13 protein-coding genes are annotated in these 21741 nt (G+C 36.7%); 2 read left to right on the top strand and 11 right to left on the bottom strand.

The genetic code is table 11. The features are described from left to right. The first annotated feature begins 34 nt into the window (after positions 1-34). Positions 35-1360 carry a UDP-N-acetylglucosamine 1-carboxyvinyltransferase gene (murA, locus tag FLS47_RS15770; RefSeq protein ID WP_149915290.1) on the top strand — a complete coding sequence of 442 codons (1326 nt, stop codon included), beginning with the start codon at positions 35-37 and terminating at the stop codon, positions 1358-1360. A 101-nt stretch (positions 1361-1461) separates the two neighbouring features. After that, positions 1462-2091: a YceI family protein gene (locus FLS47_RS15765; protein WP_149915289.1), complete on the top strand. Its 630-nt coding sequence runs from the start codon at positions 1462-1464 to the stop codon at positions 2089-2091. 36 nt (positions 2092-2127) lie between these two features. On the opposite strand, the gene FLS47_RS15760 is transcribed toward FLS47_RS15765, so the two are convergent. The 11 genes from FLS47_RS15760 to FLS47_RS15710 all read right to left on the bottom strand — a co-directional run bounded on the left by FLS47_RS15760 (position 2128) and on the right by FLS47_RS15710 (position 21730). Beyond that, a complete protein-coding gene (locus tag FLS47_RS15760; RefSeq protein WP_223225363.1) occupies positions 2128-2511 on the bottom strand; it encodes a winged helix-turn-helix transcriptional regulator in 384 nt (127 codons plus the stop codon). A gap of 81 nt (positions 2512-2592) precedes the next feature. After that, complete coding sequence (locus FLS47_RS15755) at positions 2593-3426, bottom strand: sialate O-acetylesterase (protein WP_149915287.1); 834 nt, start codon at positions 3424-3426, stop codon at positions 2593-2595. Between the two features lie 103 nt (positions 3427-3529). Beyond that, positions 3530-5701, bottom strand: a complete 2172-nt coding sequence (locus FLS47_RS15750; RefSeq protein WP_149915286.1) for an endo-1,4-beta-xylanase — start codon at positions 5699-5701, stop codon at positions 3530-3532. 34 nt (positions 5702-5735) lie between these two features. Next, positions 5736-6770 carry a DUF5627 domain-containing protein gene (locus FLS47_RS15745; RefSeq protein WP_149915285.1) on the bottom strand — a complete coding sequence of 345 codons (1035 nt, stop codon included), beginning with the start codon at positions 6768-6770 and terminating at the stop codon, positions 5736-5738. Between the two features lie 17 nt (positions 6771-6787). Then, a complete protein-coding gene (locus tag FLS47_RS15740; RefSeq protein ID WP_149915284.1) occupies positions 6788-8554 on the bottom strand; it encodes a RagB/SusD family nutrient uptake outer membrane protein in 1767 nt (588 codons plus the stop codon). Positions 8555-8574: 20 nt separating this feature from the next. Then, positions 8575-11439, bottom strand: a complete 2865-nt coding sequence (locus FLS47_RS15735; RefSeq protein WP_223225361.1) for a SusC/RagA family TonB-linked outer membrane protein — start codon at positions 11437-11439, stop codon at positions 8575-8577. 27 nt (positions 11440-11466) lie between these two features. After that, a complete protein-coding gene (locus tag FLS47_RS15730; protein WP_149915282.1) occupies positions 11467-13368 on the bottom strand; it encodes a RagB/SusD family nutrient uptake outer membrane protein in 1902 nt (633 codons plus the stop codon). An 11-nt stretch (positions 13369-13379) separates the two neighbouring features. Further along, complete coding sequence (locus FLS47_RS15725; protein ID WP_149915281.1) at positions 13380-16436, bottom strand: SusC/RagA family TonB-linked outer membrane protein; 3057 nt, start codon at positions 16434-16436, stop codon at positions 13380-13382. Between the two features lie 740 nt (positions 16437-17176). After that, entirely contained in the window at positions 17177-18895 is a 1719-nt protein-coding gene (locus FLS47_RS15720; RefSeq protein WP_149915280.1) for an endo-1,4-beta-xylanase, read from the bottom strand. Positions 18896-18912: 17 nt separating this feature from the next. Further along, a complete protein-coding gene (locus tag FLS47_RS15715; protein WP_188347456.1) occupies positions 18913-19929 on the bottom strand; it encodes a DUF5627 domain-containing protein in 1017 nt (338 codons plus the stop codon). Between the two features lie 31 nt (positions 19930-19960). After that, entirely contained in the window at positions 19961-21730 is a 1770-nt protein-coding gene (locus tag FLS47_RS15710; protein ID WP_149915279.1) for a RagB/SusD family nutrient uptake outer membrane protein, read from the bottom strand. Positions 21731-21741: the final 11 nt, after the last annotated feature.

Here is a 21741-nt window from a genome sequence, read left to right as displayed (position 1 = left end):
TATTTTATTTAAAGAAATATCCTTAATAGTATATATGAACGCATTTGAAATACATGGTGGTAAGCCTTTAAAAGGAGAGATTGTTCCTCAAGGTGCAAAAAACGAAGCTTTACAAATTTTGTCAGCAGTATTGTTGACAGAAGAAAAAATTACAATTAGTAACATCCCAGATATTAAAGATGTCAATAAATTAATCGATTTATTGGGTTCTTTGGGCGTGGTTGTGAATAAATTAAATAAGGATACTTACGAGTTCGAAGCGAAAGACATCAATATAGATTATTTTACATCAGAAGAATTCAAACAAAAGGGTGGAGGTTTACGTGGATCTATTATGATCGTAGGACCGTTATTGGCACGTTTTGGTAAAGCGGCTATTCCAAAACCAGGAGGTGACAAAATTGGTCGTCGTCGTTTGGATACACACTTTTTAGGTTTCGAAAAATTAGGTGCTAAATTCGTTTACGATACAGAAAATGAATTCTTTAACGTAGATGCTTCGCAGCTACAAGGGACATATATTCTATTGGATGAGGCATCTGTGACGGGTACAGCAAATATCGTCATGGCTGCAGTATTAGCAAAAGGCACCACAACTATTTATAATGCGGCTTGCGAACCATATTTACAGCAACTGTGTAAGATGTTAAATCGCATGGGCGCAAATATCTCTGGTATTGGTTCTAATTTATTGACAATTGAAGGAGTAGAGCGTCTTGGTGGTACAGAACATAGAATGTTACCAGATATGATTGAGATTGGTTCATTCATTGGATTGGCTGCCATGACAGGTTCTGAAATTACCATCAAAGATGTTTGTTTTAAAGAGTTAGGTATTATCCCTACCGTATTCCAACGATTAGGAATCAAGATGGAATTGCGTGGCGACGATATTTTTATTCCTGCTCAAGAATCATACGAAATTGATACATTCATCGATGGATCAATCTTAACGATTTCCGATTCACCTTGGCCAGGTTTTACACCAGATTTGTTGAGTATCGTATTGGTTACAGCTATTCAAGCCAAAGGTAACGTATTGATACACCAAAAGATGTTTGAAAGTAGATTGTTCTTCGTGGACAAATTAATAGATATGGGTGCGCAGATTATCTTATGTGATCCACATCGCGCTACAGTGATTGGTAACAATAAACAAACTAAATTACGTGGTATTCAGATGTCCTCTCCAGATATACGTGCAGGTGTATCTTTATTAATCGCGGCATTATCTGCAAACGGAAAATCTACTATTTTCAATATTGAGCAGATCGAGCGTGGTTACCAAAATATAGAAGAAAGATTAAAGGCTTTGGGTGCGGATATCAAGCGTGTAGAAGCGCAACCAATGGGTCATTAAAGGAATTGTCTTTTGAATGTTAATTAAATACAAATAACTTTCGCAATGCATGGAGAATTGTATTTTTGTACATTAACTATTTAAAATTTCTTTTAACAAACATGAAAAAATTAGTTTTATTTGCAGCTGTAGCTTCATTGGTATTGGCTTCATGTGCTGGTAATCCAGAAGGTAAAAAAGCAGAAACAACAGATTCAGCAGCTGTAGCGGATTCAGTAGTAGGTACTGCATATACAGTGGATGCTGCTCAATCTCAAGTATTTTGGACAGGTACAAAAGTAAGTGGTAAACACGAAGGTACTGTTACAATCAAATCGGGTTCTGTTTCAGTAGACAATGGTGCGATCACTGGTGGTAGCTTTGTATTAGACATGAATACAATCAACAGTACTGACTTAGAAGGCGAATACAAAGATAAATTAGATGGTCACTTAAAAGCTGATGATTTCTTCGCAGTAGCTACTTTCCCAGAAGCTTCTTTTGAAATCACTGAAGTGAAAGCTGGTGCGACTGCTACAGATGCAGTTATCTCAGGAAACTTAACTATCAAAGGTATTTCTAAAAATATTACTTTCGACGCTAAAGTTGACGAAGTATCTGATACAACTGTAAAAACATCTGCAGACTTCAATATTTTACGTGAAGATTGGGGTGTAACTTATGAAGGTAAAAAAGATGATTTAATTTCTAAAGAAATCAACTTCAAAGTAACTATCGTTGCTACTAAATAAGTAAAACTACTTAAACAAGTATAATCTAAGCGGTCTTTATGCTAATAAGGACCGCTCATTTTTGTCAAATAGTGCAGCACGATGCTCTTGTCCCCAATGCACAAGCATAGCGATGATTTGCTGTATTTTAGTACCGTAAGTGGTGATATCGTATCTGACCGTGACAGGTTTGGTATGTAATTCTTCTCTGGTAATGATTTTATTTATCTCTAATATCTTTAATTCAGTAGACAAGACTTTGGCAGACAGTCCGGATATATCATTTTGAATTTTACTAAAAGTGTTTACTTCATTTTGTCGTGAGATGAGATAATGAATGATTAGCAAAGTCCATTTGCCACCAATAATCTCCAAAGTATCTTGAAGAGCCAGTATGTCTGCGGTGCAGCCAGGAGGATCAGAGTGTGGTTTCGTTAGCATAGTAGTAATTGTACAAAATCACTTTGAATGCTATGCCCTGTAATAGCAAAATGTGGTCGGGGTAGGACCACATTTGCTTAACTAATACTTATGATATAAATTGAGAATAGTATTTGCGTAATTTTTGCCAAGTTGTCTATAACCAGCAGCACTGAAATGTAATCCATCAGGGACGCCTTCGCAATCTTTTGAAGTTACTACATGTGCATTAGGAATCGTCTGCGGTAAAGTTTGAATAATAGCATTCATACTTGCGCATTTTCCGCCTTGCTCGGCAGAAAGCATTTCGCCAGCAAGTATAGGCGTGTTTTCAGCTTTAAGATTCAGGTCGTTTAGCAAATTGGTATACACTCTATTCACTTTGTTTGGCCAATCTTTGTCGCCTGTATTTGACTCACCTTGATGCAGCAGGATGCCTTTAATTACACCAGACTTTTGTGCTATTTTTGCCATTTGCACCAATCGTGCATACGGATTATTATCATACGCCGCTAACATACCTTTCATCCAATTTGGAGCTTTTTCAACATACGTTGCTGTGCTATCCTTGTCAAATAGTTGGATATGGCAACCACCTACAGAAACATTGATAATACCAATCCGTATATTTTTGTCAGTGTTTTCAGCTAATGTTTTAGCGAAATAATCAGCTGGTGTCAAACCCGTATGACAGCGTGTAAGTGGTGCCTGAGCTGTATACCATTCACCCTTTTTTCGGTTGAGATCTGGACAATCTACACTTTGCAGTAACATAACCCTTTTGTTTGTAATTGTATCTTGAGGCTCAAATTTACCATGCCCTTCCATATTGGATTGCCCAAAACATAGGTAAATATGGAAATCTTTGTCTTGACCAAAAGTAATACTACAATTTAGTACCAAAACAGCCAGAAAGCATATGTTCCTTATATTCATTAGGATAAGATTTTATAGTTTAAAATTTAAAAAAAAGGGAGGAGATTTAACTTACCTCCCTTTCCATGACTGGATAGGTCATTATATTTATCACAATTTATTTCTACTTCTGTTTTTCCAGAGCTTCTGAAATAGCTTTGTAAGCTGGTTTTCTCACGAATCCTTCCGTCCAGACACCAATAGGTTCGCCTCTTCTCCAGAATGAATACTCATTGTCAGGACTATCTAAAGGACTCCAAACTGTAATACCATATTGTTGTGCTTTAGGAATAATTTCGAAATACTTCTCAAATACGAACTTATACATGTCTGCTTGTCTTGCATACATTTCTGCCGTTGCTTGAGGTGTTTTAATGCCACTACCCATACCAATATCTAGCTCTGACACTTTAATTAATTTGCCAGTAGCAGCCAAAAGTTGGAACATATTTACAATGTTATCTTTATTGGTATTGATGTCAATGTGCATTTGCGTTCCAATTCCATCAACTTTTGCACCTTTGCTCTCCACATATTCGACATAGGTAATCAGACCTTTACACTTATCGCCACCGCCTTCTAAACCGTAATCGTTTATAAAGAGAATATCATTTGGATTACCATGCTTGCGCGCAAATTCTATTGCTTTCACTGCATAATCTTTACCCATATAATCTTGCCAATAGAATTCATCGACCGCCATTTCGGCTTTGCCAATTCCTGTTTTTAGCGCATATTGATCTGGCCAATCCGACATCGGTTCATTAACGACATCCCAAGCTTTTACATAATCTTTAGTGGCTGTCATCATGCCTTCGATAAATTCTTCAAGAGCATTGGTTATGATTTCTTTTTTCTCTTCAGGTGTTTTTTCAATAACATTACCACCTAAACCGCCAAAGCCTTCACCATCAGCGGAAAGGGCACGTGATGAATTGTTACCCCATCCAATCCATCCATCAATTCCTGCTTCAAAATCAGAGTTTCCAATAAGATTAGTATTGCTTCCCGCTTTTACCAATTTGACGTTGTCAATAAACACTGTACCATCGTATTGTCCAAAATTCAAAATAAAGCGGTTGCGATTATCTGTAGTGGTAAGCTTTAATTCGTATTCCTTGTATTCTGTAGTCAATGCAATAGATCCAAAAGAATTACCCGAATAGTTTGCTGTTTTTTGTAAATCTGCACCAATCGAACCTGCTTTAGTTCCTTTGGCAGCCAATGTCAAGATATACTCAGTATTATTTTCTGTTTCAGCTATATCATAAGCGGATTGAGCCTCCCAAGTGTTTACTGCTGATGGATTAGTCATTTTTAAAGCAAATCCTCTTTCAATTGGTGCACTACCTCCGCCACCATCTTCATTATATTTTTCGATTTTAAAATTGTCAAAATAAAATGTTGTAGCTGTTTTACCCAAATTAAAAGCTATTGTAGTACAATTTTCTGTTTGATCGGAAATGATAACTTCTTTCTCGAATTTTACCCATTCATTGGTCGTTTTGAATGTACCAAAGAAATCATAATGTTTATAAGCGTATGGAACAGTATGTGCTTGAGAACCAAATTCTGCTGGAGCATCGGATTTGGCGTACATCGTGAATTTGTATTTCTCACCCACTTTAGTGGCTGCAGGAAATTTTATAAACAATTGTACATCCCAATCGTTCGTTCTGACTTCAGCATTTACTAGTTTTAAAGCACGACCTTCACCATCCACACCCTGCCCATCAGCAGTGAATGAAACAACCGCATTTGTATTAAACTCATAATTGCTATTGTCCGCTGTTTCAAAATTATTAGATGTAATTGCATCCCAAGTTGGACCTCCCGTTCCTGGAACTTTAATTGGCGCTATCAATTTGTTTAAATAGGTTGCATTTTGTCCAGAGTGCCAAGTCAAAGTATGACCAAATAAAGCCATATTATTTTCTTTGGCTAATGCTACTAATTGCTCGACACGAGCCAAATCCATTGATCCATCTTCTTTCACAATGGAGGCGTGCTTCATCTCATAGCCCATTACAATCTCATTGAAGTTGCGATTTACTAATCTGTACATCACCCCTTTATTGAGGTAATCACTAATATTTAACGCTGCTCCAAGTTTGAAATTCGGATGTATATTTTGATCTATATAAGATAATAAAGGCTCATAAGAATTAATATCTTCTTGGGCGATCACACTTTCAGGTTTTTCTGCAAAATAATCGAGAAACTCGGGTTTTGCACAAGAGGAGAGTAAGAGACCCACCATTAATCCATAACCTATTTTTTTATGTAAACGTTTCATAATTCTAATTGATTAATAATGTTAGAATATAGTTTTAAGGTTTTAGTGCAACATTGAATGTTTCCATCTTTACACCTCTATCACGCATCACTAATGTATCTTTAGTAGATACACTCATTTGTGCCATATCGATTTGGTACTCTAGATATAAACCATCTCTATCGGTGTTACCCCAACTGTTTTTCTCTCCTTTTTTGACAAAAGCTCCTCGACCTGATGCTGTGACACCATTTGTTGCCGAGCTGATTGTGCAATTGTTGTTATTATCAAATGCTAACAACAATTCGATGTTGATATTTGTACCATCTGTATCTTTGAAAGTCAACGGCAACTTTGCATTTTGACGAGATGCTGTCACGATGTTCTTGACTTCATCTTTCTCTACAGTTGCATTTCTTCTGTTTAAAGTTTGGTTTAATGAAGTGTTTCCATTTTTACCAACGATAACGTCTTGTCCTCTTCTAAGGTAGTTTCCATGCCACATATTAATATACTTGACAGCATAAAATGTATAGTCTTTTGGCAAAACATCCCAATCATCAGCCACAGCTCTACGTTGAAGGCTTCCAACTTTAGGAGTACCTGACAAAATCGAATCTGCATTAATGACGTTAGTTATTCTTAAGGGCAATACATAAGTTGTATTAATGGATTTAGGATCAGCGAAAAACGCATCCGTAAATTGTACTTCAACACCTCCTGAAGGTTTTCCTTGTGGAATAATCATCTGATTAGAAGCTAAAGTATAATAGTTAGCCGGTAAAGGCAGTACATTACCTCCTTCAGGACTATATATCATATTTTGCGTCAACGCATTATCTACTACGAAATCTACTTTGACGTCTTCTTTTGTACTATAAACACCACCTGTAGTTGCCATTACATTAATTTTACCTTGATTGTCAAGTGATGTATCAAAGACATCTTCACCGAATGTAATTGTACGTATTGGATATTGGTAAGCAAAGTACACTGTTTGGTATTCGTAATCAGGAAATTCCCAATCTTGATTTTTGCAAGAACTGAATGCCATCAGTAGCAAAGGGAAAAATATATGTATTCTTTTCATAAAATCTAATTTGTATGTTACCATCCGTTATTTTGTTGCAGATTACTGAACTTTAATATTTCGTTGTATGGAATTGGTCCGTATTGCATATAAGGTTCAAATACTCTATTTTCTACAGTAATAATATCGTATGTGTTATTTGAAATACTCATACCACGTGCAGGGATTGTTAAATTTTCATTCCATCTGCGCAAATCCCAAAATCTAAAACCTTCAAAGCATAGCTCCAATCTTCGCTCATTACGAATTAATTGACGCATCTGATCTTTGTTATTTTTAACTTGTTCTAAATAAGGATCACCATTATTAGTGCCGACTCCTGCGCGAATACGAATAGCTTTGATAATATCATAAGCAGAGAACGTAAAAGTGCCAGTTCCAGTTGGTCCCCAAGCTTCATTTGCGGCCTCTGCATAAGCTAAATAAATTTCAGTCATGCGCAATCTTGGTGTCACATGGTATTGACCTGACACGTTTGAAGGATTAAGATTGACATCCTGGCGCAAAAGTTTACGCATGTAATATCCAGTACGAGTAGAGGTCTCTACTTTATTCAGACCATCATTTGTAGGACTATTTAATGTAGTATTAATCGCTGTATTATTTACCCCCGCAATACCACCATTTATTAGAATGTAATTTGTTAGTCTAGGATCACGGTTTTCGTAGGGATTATTTGCGTTATACCCACTAGCACCCTCGCTAATTGGATAACCATTAGCCATAGGAAAAGCATCTACTAAATTTTGTGTTGGATTGACACGCCCACGACCAAATAGAGTAGGAGGGAAATGGTCTGCTTCTAATGATGAAGAAGGATCACCTCTATCCACACGCCAAAGAATTTCTGGAATATTTCTACCAGATTCCATCTTATTTACATTTGCAGATGTGTAAAATAAAGCTCCTTGAGGATCCACACCAGAAATGCCACCTTTTTGCTGTATAACATTTCCAGCATGATTTGCTGCTTGTTCCCATTTAGCTGTATTACCATCATTAAAAGCAGGACTAGCTGCTAAAAGAGCTGCTTTAGCGCGAATAGCTTGGCTAATTCTTTTGGTCATACGAAGTCTGAATTTTTCGCCAAAAACATGGTTATAGTCAGTTAAGTTTACACCTAAGGACTGGTATTTAGCGGGTATTTGGCTTGCATTTGAAATATCTTCGAAGTCTAATGGTAAAAGTTCGTCTGCTTTGTCTAAATCTTCATAAATCTGTTGCATACATTCATCAAATGTTGCTCTAGGTTTATTGAAGTCAGATTCTATTGTTTCATAATCCAAAACGATTGGTACGCCCAATACTTCGCCACTGCTTGTTTTTCCTCCGTGTGTCTGCAATAAGTGATATAAGAATAATGCGCGCAGACCTAATGCTTCACCTCTCATTCTATCATTGAACATTGTATTGATAGATTCAGATGACGACCAACTTACGTTATCTTGGATGGATAAGAAGTTATTAATGTATTGAATCGCAGATCTACTATTACGCCATTGTTCAAGTGGATTGTTCATCGCTGTCCATTGACCAGTTGCAATCTTGAGGTAATTACTTGCTCTATCATTGGTAACAGCATCATCCGTTGCCACATCATTGAATGACCAACTGTTGGTAGGAACTCTGTTGTAACCGTTAAGTAATATTCCTTGTGCGTATAAAGGTCTATCGTATGCTGTTTCAATCTCTAAAAAATTTTCGATTGTTGGTGTAAACATATCTTCACATGACGTGAATGCTATAGTCGATGTAACACCTAATATGAATAGTAATTTTTTCATGTCTTATCTATTAGTCTGTCTTAGAATAAAGCTTTAACGCCAAAGTTGAAAAATCTAGTCTGTGGTGCTGAACCAACCGATAACTGCATGGTCTCTCGTTCTTTAGCAAACGTCATAAGGTTAAAGCCGTTTACATATGTACCTAATTCTCTAAGAATTCCATTTCCTAATATAGATTTAGGAAAATCATATGATAGTTGAATCTTACTCAAATCAAATCGATTTGTACTGTACATCCAGAAGTCAGAACCTCTAAAGTTATTATCACTATTCGTTGTTGTTAACCTTGGGTATGAGGCTGTTGCGCTTGTTTCTGGCGTCCAGCGATTACGTACCATTTCAGAGTATTTGTCTTCACCATCTACCCAGAAATAAGAATTATTACGTAACGCATTTGCGCCATAGCGACCCGTTGCTACTGCAAATAGGGTTAAGTTCTTCCATTTCGCTGTAATATTGAATCCCAATGAGAAAGGAGCACCAGCCCATCCACCTTTTCCAAGATAAATTTCATCGCGATTATCAATTATTCCGTCTCCATTTTGATCAATATATTTTATGTCACCAGGCTTGACCTCACCAAAAGATGATGAAGGAGAATTATCTATATCAGATTGATCACCATAAAATCCATTGTGTTGAAGTCCCCAAATAGCATCCAATGGTTTGCCTGTACGATTTTGATAAGCAAATTCATACAATTCGTCTCTCTTGCCAGCTTGTGTGCTGTAGTACATTCCATTAACTCCTAATGACAAACTACTTATATCATTAAATTTCTTATTGATATTCAACCCAAAATCAATACCTCTGCGTTCGTCTATATTGTAATTAACATATGGTAAATCAGAGTACACTGGCCAATAAGACATAAAGTACATTGGATAAATAGTGCTTGCTTGTACTAATAAACCATTCATTTGATTATAAAAGTATGTCGCATTGTAGCTGATTAAATTGTTAAACATACTAGCTTCAAATCCCAAACTAAATTCTCTTCGTTGCGGATAGCGCATGTTTTTATTGTCTCCGCGAATCCTGTCGAATGAGTGTACCAGCTGACCATCAGCCCAACTGTACCATGCACCTTCTTGATAGGTGTAATAGCCTTGGTACATATAATATTGTTCGATGTCCAAGTCTGTATTCACAATACCAGCGGCAGCTTTTAGTCTAAGGTCATTAAAAACACCACCTTTCATAAATTCTTCTTCACTTAATCGCCACGCTAAGGAGAGTGTAGGAGAAAAGGCTTTACGTTTTCCTTCTGGTAGCTTCGCTGAATGCGGTAATGCTGCACTAAAATCTGCATAATACTTGTTAGCAAAATTATAACCTAGGTGCAAGCCTAAATTTGCATTACTTTGCTTATGATATTCTGCAGATCGTGTTATTTGGAATGCATTTGCAAGTAGTATAGCGGAAACATGGTGATTCTCATTGTATGTACGGAAATAATTCAGCCTAGCATTCATGCCGATTGTTTGACGATAAATACTACCTCCAATATTCTGAACACCGTTTCTACGATCTTCGCCATATTTTGTCAAACTACTGATTAGATCTTCTCCATTATAATTGTTCCATGCGGCTTGGTAGACGGCATAGGAATTATTGTAGGATTGATTGTATTGATTTTGATAATCAATAGCTAAAGCTGTTTGAAAAGTTAAACCTTCTGCAATACTTTTCAAATCAAAATCTAATCCCGTATTAAATTGGAATTGCCTATTCATGTGACGACTGCTACCACCAGAATAAATAGTAGCAAAAGCATTGGATTGATCCAGTTGACTTCCTCCCAATAAATATTGTCCATTTACTAAGAAATTAGTCGTGTTAACATACGTCCATGAGTTTTCATCTGCTTCCTCTAGCATGCTGATAGGGATAAGAGGAGAGAAACGATGCGGTCTACCTGTTGACGCTGCGGACCAATAATCTGTATTTACACCTTTTTGTGTATAGAAACTTGCTGAAGCATCTACATTAAGTGACATGATGCTATTAAGTTTTGCATCAATGTTACCACGCATATTGAATCTATTAGATGTATTTCCAACTGCTTCACCAAAATTTAAAAGTGATCCGGCTGACCAAAATCCAAAATTGGTGTAATACTTCGTTTTTTCGCCACCACCAGAAACTTCGGCTGTAGCATCGTATCTGTTGTAACTATTTTTGATATAATCAGACGAGTAGTAATCTACATTTGGATAACGGTATGGATTTAAACCAGCAGAATGATGATATATGGTCTCATCCGAATAGAGATTAGGTAGTCCGTCATTTCTACGTGCTTCATTATACAACGTCATATATTCCGCAGAACCTAGATATTTAGGGTAGCTGATCGGCGTATTGATTCCTGCATTGCTGCGTATATTAATCATTTGCCCATCCTCTTGTCCGCGTTTAGTCGTAATGTAAATAACTCCTTTTGAGGCTCTACTACCATATAAGGCTACCGCATTAATTCCTTTCATTACAGAAATTTCTTCGATCTCTGTAGGCATTACATTATTAGCGTCTCTTGGAAAACCATCTACCAATAATAGATATCCCCCAGTTCCCCAAATATTACCATTGTATCCTGGAATAAAGGCATCCAAATTGTCTAAGCTGTAAGTGGTATAATTTTTATTTAATAGGTTATTAATATTGATGGCGCTTACTTCGCCCATTACATCTTTTTTCTTTACTTTACGAAAAGCTACTTGAACCAATTCGGTACTATCTGTATACAAACTATCTTGCAGGGCAATAGAAAAAGATATATTATTTGGGTGTGCGAATAGGTATATTCCTGGAGAAGCTAAGATTCCCATGGATGCAATACTTAAGCACACCGCTTTCTTTATGTTTTTATACTTCATTGTCTTCATAATTTAATGAATGGATCATTCTCCGGATTACCAGCCTGGATTTTGATAAAACTCAGGATATAAATTCACATCCGATACTTTAAGTGGTAACCAATAATGTTTGGAAGAAAAATTTCTTTCCAGTATCACATTCTCTCGAATATTTACAATACGGTTATTTGTTGGATCTTCTGGGTCAAATGATGCTCTGTCGAATTCTACCGACGTCTTTAAGGTATATGGTCTTTCGATTAATAATAGCCATCTTCTCAAATCATTAAAACGGTGTCCTTCATATGCTAATTCCACAGCGCGTTCGCGTCTTAACTCATCCAAGAATGTAGTTACCGAACTCTGAAACTTTTGATGCACAGGTGCTACACCAGCGCGCTCACGAATAACATTTACAGCATCCAACGCTGTTTTACTAAAGTTTGATGATTTACCACTAATACTATTGTTTCCCATCAATGCAGCCTCTGCATACATAAGGTATACATCAGCTAGACGTAAATAAGGTACGTAAATATTCATAGCATAAGGGTAATCGAAATGCCTGTCGTAGTTATTGGCAGTCAACGTCGTAAACTTTCGTAAAGAATAACCTGTCCGAGACCCGTTTTGAATACTTCTATATGATCCTCCTGTGTATAATTGAGCGAAGCGTCTAAGATTAGGATCCATATCTGTTTCCGTAATATTTCCAGTGACCACTTTCACGCCGTCAAATAGTATATCTGTATAGAATCTAGGATCTCTATTTTTCCAAGGATAATTAGGATCATATCCAGATTCTGGATCAGCTTTAGTAATGTCCTTTATTGGTAAGCCATTAGCCATTCCATAATTAGCATGTACATAGTTTGCTGTAGGATTGAATTTTATTGCGTCACCTTCAGAAATTAAACCAGGAAGGTATTGTTTACTGGTATTATAGTGGGTGTCGTTACCATTATTATAAGGTCCTCTAAAAATAGACTCCGTACTTCCCGGTAATGCCCAGTTTTGATTTATAGTACGAAATACGGTATGGATGTTTGCGAAATCGACCAATTGATACTTTGTCTGACCGCCTTCAACCAATCCCAATAATTCGCCAAATGCTTCTGCTGCTTTTTTGCAATATTCGGCATGATAATTTCTATCACCTGTTACAGTTTGGTTCATCAGTGGACTACCTGCCCATAGGTAATTCTTACCTAGGTAGGCAAGCGCCATTATTTTATTGATTCGAAGCTCATTCTTACCTAATGTTCTTCTTCCTGTCACGGTATTGTCCCAATCGAGCGGCAAAAGATTTGCTGCTTCACGAAAATCTGCAGCTGCAAGGTCTGCACATTCATGATAGCTAAGCCTAGGTAATGTCAATTTCTCATCACTTGGCAATACATAATTGATATATGGCATGCCACCAAAGTATTCCATTAGACGGTGATGAAACCAGCCTCTGAAAAATAATAATTGACCTTTTATTAAGTTTCGTTCTTCTGCCGTAGCATCAGTCATTTTATCAAAATTTTCCAGAGCAATACTAATTTTACGTAGGCCAAACCAGGCTGCATTCCATACGTCTTGAGTACCTCTATTACCCCAAGTGGTAGTAAAGTCAGCTTGTTCCATAAAGCCAGCACCCCAACCATCATGTATAGCTTGCCATCCCCAAAAATTGCCATTATCAATTTTATGAATGAAGTGATAGTCACCAGCTGTAGTTGTAATTTCATCTTCCCCCCAGTTCCACGAATTTGTCCAATAATTGTTTGTGAAATTCACAATACAGTGGTATAATTCTTCGGTATAACCTTGAAAATTGACGAAGTTTTTGAATGCATCATCAGGAGAGACAATGGATTCCTCTTCTTTATCTAAATATTTCTCACAAGAAGTTAAGGATGTAACACCTAAGACTCCACAAGAAATAAGAACTTTTATATATTTAGAATATTTCATAATAAATCCAATTAGAATGTAATGTTAGCACCTAAATTAAAACGCTTTACAGTAGGGTAAGCTCCTTGCGACGCCCAACCTGTACCCGCGTAATTAGATTCCCTGTCATCTGGCATTTTAGACCATAACAATAGGTTGTGCCCATTTAAAAAGATACGTATATGCTGTAACCCCATTCTGCGTATGAAGTTATGCTCAGTGGTCAGGTTATAAGATATTTCTGCTGTTTTTAGTCGAACATAGGATCCATCGTACATAAATCTGTCGGCATTATTGTAACTACTCGCTAAAGCTAGCCATCTAGGCATAGGCACATCAGCGTCAATATTGTCTTTCGACCAATATGTACCTTCATGATAAGCCAAATTGCGTTGGCGTCCAAAACTATCAAAAACCACTTGTCTTGTTACGTTATTAACACCATACCATTGTGTCATCAGACTGAAATTTTTATAATCAAATCCTAATGTCAGGTTATAGGTATTCTGAGGGACAGAAGGGTAGGCATATGGAATATTATCTCTTGAATCGATAATTCCATCTCCATTAAAATCCACTATATGATAACTTCCTGGTAACTTATTATGATCATTATTATCATGCGCTGTAGATGAATATAGTTCGTCCCAAGTATTATAGCGACCGGCATTTACATGTGTATAAGTCTGACTAATTTGCTTGTTTTCTAGCTTTTGATAATCGGGCAGGAGGGCAGGACTATCACCTTCAATGACTTTATCCTTAGCATGTGTAAAATTCATGTCCCCCCAAATTCTCCAATCTTGATTCAGAGATTTATTTGCCTTGATCTCTATTTCATACCCTTGATTTTCTACAATACCCAAATTGGCAACAGGAGCTGCAACCCCTAAATAATCAGGAATAGCACGGCTATTACCAGGGATTAAAACATCTGTTCTTTTGTCTTTGAATATGTTAACTTGTCCAGTTATTAAATTATTAAATAATCCAAAATCAGCTCCAAAGTTTGTTTTTCTAACTTTCTCCCAGCGAACGTTTGGATTTCCAAGAACATTTTCTTTGAACCACATGTAACTACTTGTCTCTGGATTCACACCTACTACCCCCATTTTAGCATTTCCACCCATAGCCCATTGCGTAAGATATAACCATCTTCCTGCGACATTGTCATCCCCAATATCACCTACTGAAGCCCTAAGCTTCAACATATTCAATACCGAATTCCCTTTGAGGAAATTTTCCTCTGAAACTAACCAACCTAAACCTCCAGAATTGAAAAATCCAAATCTATAATCAGGCGCAAATTTTTCTGAACCCGTATATGCACCATTATATTCGATCATATACTTGTTTTTGAAATTATAAGTGGCACGAAATACCCAATCTTCACGGAAATAGGGTTGTTGACTTCCAGTAGCATATTGGTTACGGTTAAATAAGCCCATTGCTGTAAGATTGTGGTTTTCAGCAATCGTTGTTCTGTAATCCAACTGTAATTGATAGAAAAGTCTACGATAGGTAGATCCGTTGTTTACGTTTCCTTCTTGTTGAGTCCAGTCAATTCCCTCTACGAAATCAAATCCACTGTTATTTTGATTAAATCTGTATCTGGCTAAGCCAGTTTCAGGATCAATCCATTTTTCTTGAGGGTCATTAAATACATCGTTAATACCTCTTCCTGTTTCTACAAATGTATTATCTAGCGAGAAAGTTCCTCTTGCTGTAAGACCGTTCACAAACATGTCTAATTTTTGCTCAAGCGTAAAATCAGATGTTATTCTATTAGTCGTTATGAATTGGTATCCTGCCAAAGCTAATGACCTTGCCGAATTGATACCAGCTTGCGAGTCATTTGGGTAATAACCCCATGAGCCATCCGAATATCGTGGATAGATTACATCAGGGGCTAGAGTATATGCAGCAATCCAAAAATCATATTCATTCACACCAATCCGCGGACTTTTACGCGTACCTGTAGAACCTGCAAGATTAGTAGAGAATTTAGTGGTAGGTGTCAATTGAAAATCCAAATTAGATCTTACGTTAAGTCTGTTGAAATTATACCCCGATTCGTAACCGCGGCTATTGTCTCGATGACGAAACATATCTCCCTCGAATAAATAATCCGCACTCGCAAAATATTTCACTTTTGAGGTTCCACCGGCTATATTAACATTACTGTTTTGGGATAGTGCATATCCTTTGAATAGCTCATCTGCCCAATCAACATTCACATAACGCTCTCTTTCATCTTGATTTGCTGGATAGCGATATTTGTCGATAATATTTTGAGACTGATAGTATGACCAGCTTTCTGGAGAAAGTGCCAATTCATTTTCGATAGCCAGATTACGAAGCATCATAGCTTCATAGGAATCCATTTTTCCAGGCAATTGGGATACTGTTTTCACAATATTGTTTACAGTTCCGCGCACTGATGCTCTTCCTTCACGACCTCTTTTGGTTGTAATTAGGATTACACCATTTGCACCACGTACACCGTAGATAGCAGTCGCAGAAGCATCTTTCAGAACTGATACGGTTTCAATGGATCCGATGTCAACACTACTCATAGGACGTTCAACACCGTCAACCATTATCAATGGTTCGGTATTATTCCATGTACTACGGCCACGGATTACAATACGTGGATCTTCTTCACCAGGCATACCCGTACTTGCTGTAGTTACAACACCCGGTACATTTCCAGTTAATGCAGCGCCGACGCTTGATACACCTCCCGCACGTTCTAAAACTTTTCCGGCGGTTTGTGCTACAGCTCCGACAACAGTTTCCTTTTTCTGCGTACCGTATCCTACAACAATTGTTTCTTCAATTTCAATTTCAGTAGAATTTAGAATAATCTCTATCTGAGTTTGGTTTTGCACATTCACTTCAACTGTTTCATGCCCTACTTTTCTAACAACTAGTGTATTATTGTTTTGAGGCACTTGAATAGAGAATTTACCTTCTAGGTCAGTGGATACCTGGGTGCTTGTGCCTTTTACAGTTACAGAAGCCCCACTTACAGGTTCACTGTTTTGGTCTTGGACTATCCCTTGCACTCTTTTTGTCGTCTGTGCCATACTCGTTGTTGGTAGACTAAGAGTTAGGAATAGGAAAAATGCAAAGGATAAAATAATTCCCCAAAGATTCTTCCAATGCCTAATGAGTGTGATGGTAGATTTTAGCATCATAGCATTTCTTAAGTTTAAAATTAATTGGTTATAATTCTTAGGTAGCTTATTTATAAAACTTATGCTTTATAAATAAAATGTATACTAGTATTAATACTTGATTTTTGCTTAATAGGATGTGTGTGTGTTTTCATAAATGATGTTTTACAATGGTTATATATTACATAGCTGAGAAAGCATGATATACCTGTACTCAGTTGCAATAAAATTCAAATGTTAATTTTGGTATTATGTGTTTATAATTGTAGTATCAAAGCTACATGATGTTGCATTTTATAAGTAGCAAGAATGTCAAAATGAATGATAAGAATGTCTAAATTGCTTATTCTTTATTTTAAACGATCTATTTTAAAATCCAGCTTTATTGTAAAGGAAGGTCTTTTTATGGTATGATTTATATATTTTATCCTGGTAATAGATTACTTTTTTTAGAGTTTTTTCTTTCAATTTTATTTATATAAAAGATTTCATAGTGGGTGAAATGTGGTAAAGCTTAAATTGAATATAGAATGAATTTATGTCGCAATGACTTGATAATAAGTTGTTGCTTTGTATTCGTTTGTAAAGAAAAAGGGAGGATGAACTTAATTCATACCTCCCTTTGATAATTTAGGATTAATCAATATTTATCATTTACCTTGAAATGCTTCAATGATGCCTACATAAGCAGGTTTGCGTTGGTATCCAGATTTGTTGGTAAAGATTCCAACAGGCTCATTTGGACGCCATGATGAGGTTGCAGTTTGATCAATTGGGCTTCTGAAGGTTATTCCAGCGCGCAGTGCTGCAGGAATTTTACTATTGTAAGCTTTAATAAACCAATTGTACATCTTTGATTGCTCTAAATATAAGGATGGTGTAGCATTAGAAATAGGACCGCCAATACCAATATCGAGGGCTGATATCTTTACTAATTTTCCAGTAGCCGCTAATTTCTGTAGGACATTTTCTATTTTAGCTTTATCAGCATCTAAATTCAATGCAAATTCAGTAGCAATACCATCAACTTTTGCACCTTTTTGTTCTGTGTAAGTGATCAAATCTTTTAGTCCTTCTATTTTTTCTGGTATTTGATCCAGATCTGTTTCTGTGATGTAAATTTTATCAGTGCTATTTGCATACTGTTTTATCAAATTTATTGCTACAGCAGCGTAATCTTTACCGAGATAATCTTGCCAATAAAATGTATTTGCAGGTAATGTAGATCCAGATGCATTTCCTCTTAAATTACTTGGGTTTTCATTATCAATAGGTTGGTGAACAACACTCCAAGATTTGATCTTGTCTTTTCCAGCTTCGCCCATTGCTTTGATGAACTTATCTAATTCGGCTGTGATGATTTCTCTTTTCTCTTCCGGTGTTTTTACTATTGTTTGACCTGGGATTTCCCAATTCATTTTGATGTTGTCTATTAAATAATTCGGCGCACCTGTTTGTGAACCAATAGTCAATACAAAAGTATTTAACTCTTTTTGAGCAGCTGTAAGATTGAGATTTGCAATTGGAAGTACGATCATTCCTCTTCCCCAAGCATTAATCGGAACGCCAAAACTGGATGGACCTCCATATCCTATCAATTCTGGATTACCATATTCCGAAGTAATAGCCATACGCATACCTGCACCATAGAATCCACAACATCCATCGCCTCTGAAATCTACCGTCACATTTTTGTAGTATGCTAATTTTCTACCTTCGGGTAAAGTAATTTTGAATTGTGGAAATGCGGTTGATGGATTCTGCAAAATTTGCAATACTTTACCACTATTGCCGGTAGCTACAGGGTCTAGGGTAACTTTAGCAGTGGCATTGGTAGACGTAGTCGGATAGGATTTTCCCACTTCATCACCTTCAAAATCAACAACATTGTCAATTCCTGAAACGCCCGGCAGAATAACATTTGCTATCAGGCGATATAGATATGTAGCCTGTTGATTTTGATGCCATACCAGATGTCCGCCATGAATGTTAGGAGGATTGTCAGTATTTCCGACCGTGTTAAGTGCTGTGATAATATTATCAGTTAATATTGACCCGTCAGCTTGCACAATAGTATTGTGATTGAATGCTCCCGAAGTAATATTTAACTCATCAAAATGTTGGGTTAATAATCTGTAGAGTAGACTATTGGTACTCAAGTCGCCTAAACTCACTTCAGCACCAATTTTAAAATTGGATTGACCACTTTTGTCTACATAAGTTTTTAATATATCATATCCATCTCTAATTTCTTGATCGATTATACTTTGGGGTTTGTCCACAAAAGTTTCTCTATTTTCGAATTTAGTACATGCGCTAAACAGTGTAGTAGTAAATAGCAGCAATGTAATTTTCTTAATTGTTCTCATAGATTTCAATAATTTAATTAATTCTGAACTGGTGTGAAATACTCAGGAGATACTCCACGATCACGAGCAACTAGAGTGTCTTGTGTAACAATTTTTCCAGTGATTTGTCTTGCATTAGTACCGCTTCCTACAGTGACATTGGAATAATTTACTTCATAGTTCAGATACAGCACACTTCTATCTCTATTTCCCCAACTGTTTTTTTCTCCATTAGTAACATAGCGTCCTGTTCCAGAAGCCGTATAGCCATTTGAATTTGTCGTAATGGTACATTCACCATTTTGATTAAATGTGAGTAATAAAGTACATGTGAAGATGTTACCATTATCAGCATCCCTGAATTGAGCAGGGAACTCAATTTGATTTAAGCTCTTGGACTTTAAATTATTTACTTCATCATTTTCTACGTACTGTTTGTGACGTACTACATTTCTAGCTACGCTACCAGTCATCTGATCACTACCTCTTCTTAGATAATTTCCATGCCATGGATTGATGAATTTTAAAGCGTAGAACACAAAATTCTTATCCGCTAATATTGTATCCGCATTTCGTACATTAGTCATCCTAAGTGGCAATACATAATTGTTTGAAATAGCTAAAGGATCTGCAAAAAATGCATCCGTGAGCTCAACTACGACGCCACCCAATATCTCACCTTTTTTAATAACGATTTGATTAGAATTGATAGAAAAATAGTTTGAAGGGAGCGGTAATATAGGTGCTGCGCCAGCACCAAAACGCATATTAGTCAATAAGCTATTATCTACCGTGTAATCAATGGCTACATCATGTTGATTGTATCGCGTACCGCCCAACGTTGCTTTAATCTCTACTTTATGCTCGTTGTCTAATGTATTATCAAAATTCAAATCTTCGCCAAGTACTATTGTTCTAATAGGGTATTGATTGGCAAAATACACAGCCTGATAATCAAAATCTGGATGTACGATCTCCGTATTTTTACAACCGTATACTATACTTAATAGAAAAATAAGCATAAGGTTGGTTATCGTTTTATTATTGTTTTTCATATTATTAGATTGAATAAGTAACCAAAAAATATTATTCCCAACCATTGTTTTGATACAGGTTATTATATTTAATTGTTTCTGTCTGTGGAATTGGTCCATAAATCATATAGTCTTGATACGTGCGTGTTTCAACACTTAATGGGCTATAATTTCCACCTACTATATCAATTCCATATGCCGTAGTATTTAAATCTTCTTTCCATCTTCTGAGATCCCAAAAGCGAAAACTTTCAAAACTTAATTCCAGTCTGCGTTCATTGCGGATTAACTGTCTCATTTTGTCTTTATCTGCCTTGCATTCTTCTAGGTATGCATCGTTGTTTGTCGTACCGATACCCGCTCTTCTACGGATTGCTTTTATCACATCATATGCTGAGAATGCGTGATTGCCTGTTCCGGTAGGTCCCCAAGCTTCATTAGCTGCTTCCGCATAAGTCAAGTACATCTCAGTATACCTGATTCTTGGTGTATACTTGTTTTTGTTACTGGTATTTTGTGGGTGTCTATTGACATCCATTCTCAACCTTTTCTTCATGTAATAACCTGTACGCGTAGATGTGGCTACACTATTGATTTTATCAACTGTTAAGGATTGACTTGTAGTGCTTATTACTGAATTATTTGTTCCTGCGGTAGCGCCATTGTAGATAATGTAATGTGTCAGACGAGGATCGCGTCCTGCGTAAGGATTTGTGGCACTATATCCACTATTTGCATGGCTAATAGGGTATCCGTTGGCCATTGGAAATGCATCTACGAGGTTTTGTGTTGGATTCACTAAACCATTTCCATACAAACTAGGAGGGAAGTTTTGTGCTTCTTGATCTCCGTTATTTGTTTGAATGTTTTCCCTCCAAATTATTTCAGGAGGGTTCGAACCTTGAGAAAGTCCATCAATTTCACCTTGATTGTTGTAGAATGTATGACCATTGGCAGGAAGAGCATTTGCACCACCTTTGTAGCTTATTATTTCCGCGGCTACATTTGCTGCATTTTCCCAAGAATAAGTATTTGAAGCATGTTGGAATGCTGGACTAGCAGCTAATAATGCTGTTCTTGCACGCATAGATTTCGCGATCAAAGCATTGAACAATTGGCGACTGTGTGTGCCCATTACTCTGGTATATGTTCCTACATTTGTGGTTACACTTCTAAACTTTTCTGGAATCTGACTTTCATTACTGATATCATTGTATTCCATAGGTAAATAGTACTCCGCACTATCTAAATCTGTCATTATTTGTTCAATACAATCTTTGAAACTTGCTCTTGGTAAATTAAATTCGCTTGTAGACGTTTGGTATTCCAAGATAAGTGGTACACCTAATAATTCACCATTTGCAGCGATACCTGCGTGGTTGCGCAATAAATAGTATAAATACAACGCACGTAAACCAAATGCTTCGCCTCTTAGGCGCATGTTGAACAGTCTAGCTACTTCTGGGTCATTTGCCCAATGTACTTTCTCAGAATTAGCTAAAAATAGGTTGAGATAAAGTAATGAACCATAACCTGTATTCCAAAAGTTTAATGGGTTATAACTTGCTGTCCACGATCCTGTAGCGATTTGTAAATAATCGTTAGTACGAACATTAGTTACTGCGTCATCGGTAGCTACATCACTATTGTTGTAATATCCAGGAATAGTTCTGTAGGTTGTATTTAAGAACCCTTGCGCAAACCTTGAGTCATCATACATTTGATCCTCAGATTTTAAATTTTCAGGATCGGGTTCAAACCATTTCTTACAGCTGATAAAAGAGATGGCAATTAATCCTAATATAAATATTTTGATTTTCATATTTCTTTATT

Source organism: Sphingobacterium cavernae (genome assembly GCF_008520265.1).
In the GTDB taxonomy this organism is placed as follows: domain Bacteria; phylum Bacteroidota; class Bacteroidia; order Sphingobacteriales; family Sphingobacteriaceae; genus Sphingobacterium; species Sphingobacterium cavernae.
This window is presented reverse-complemented; position numbering and strand designations above follow the sequence as displayed.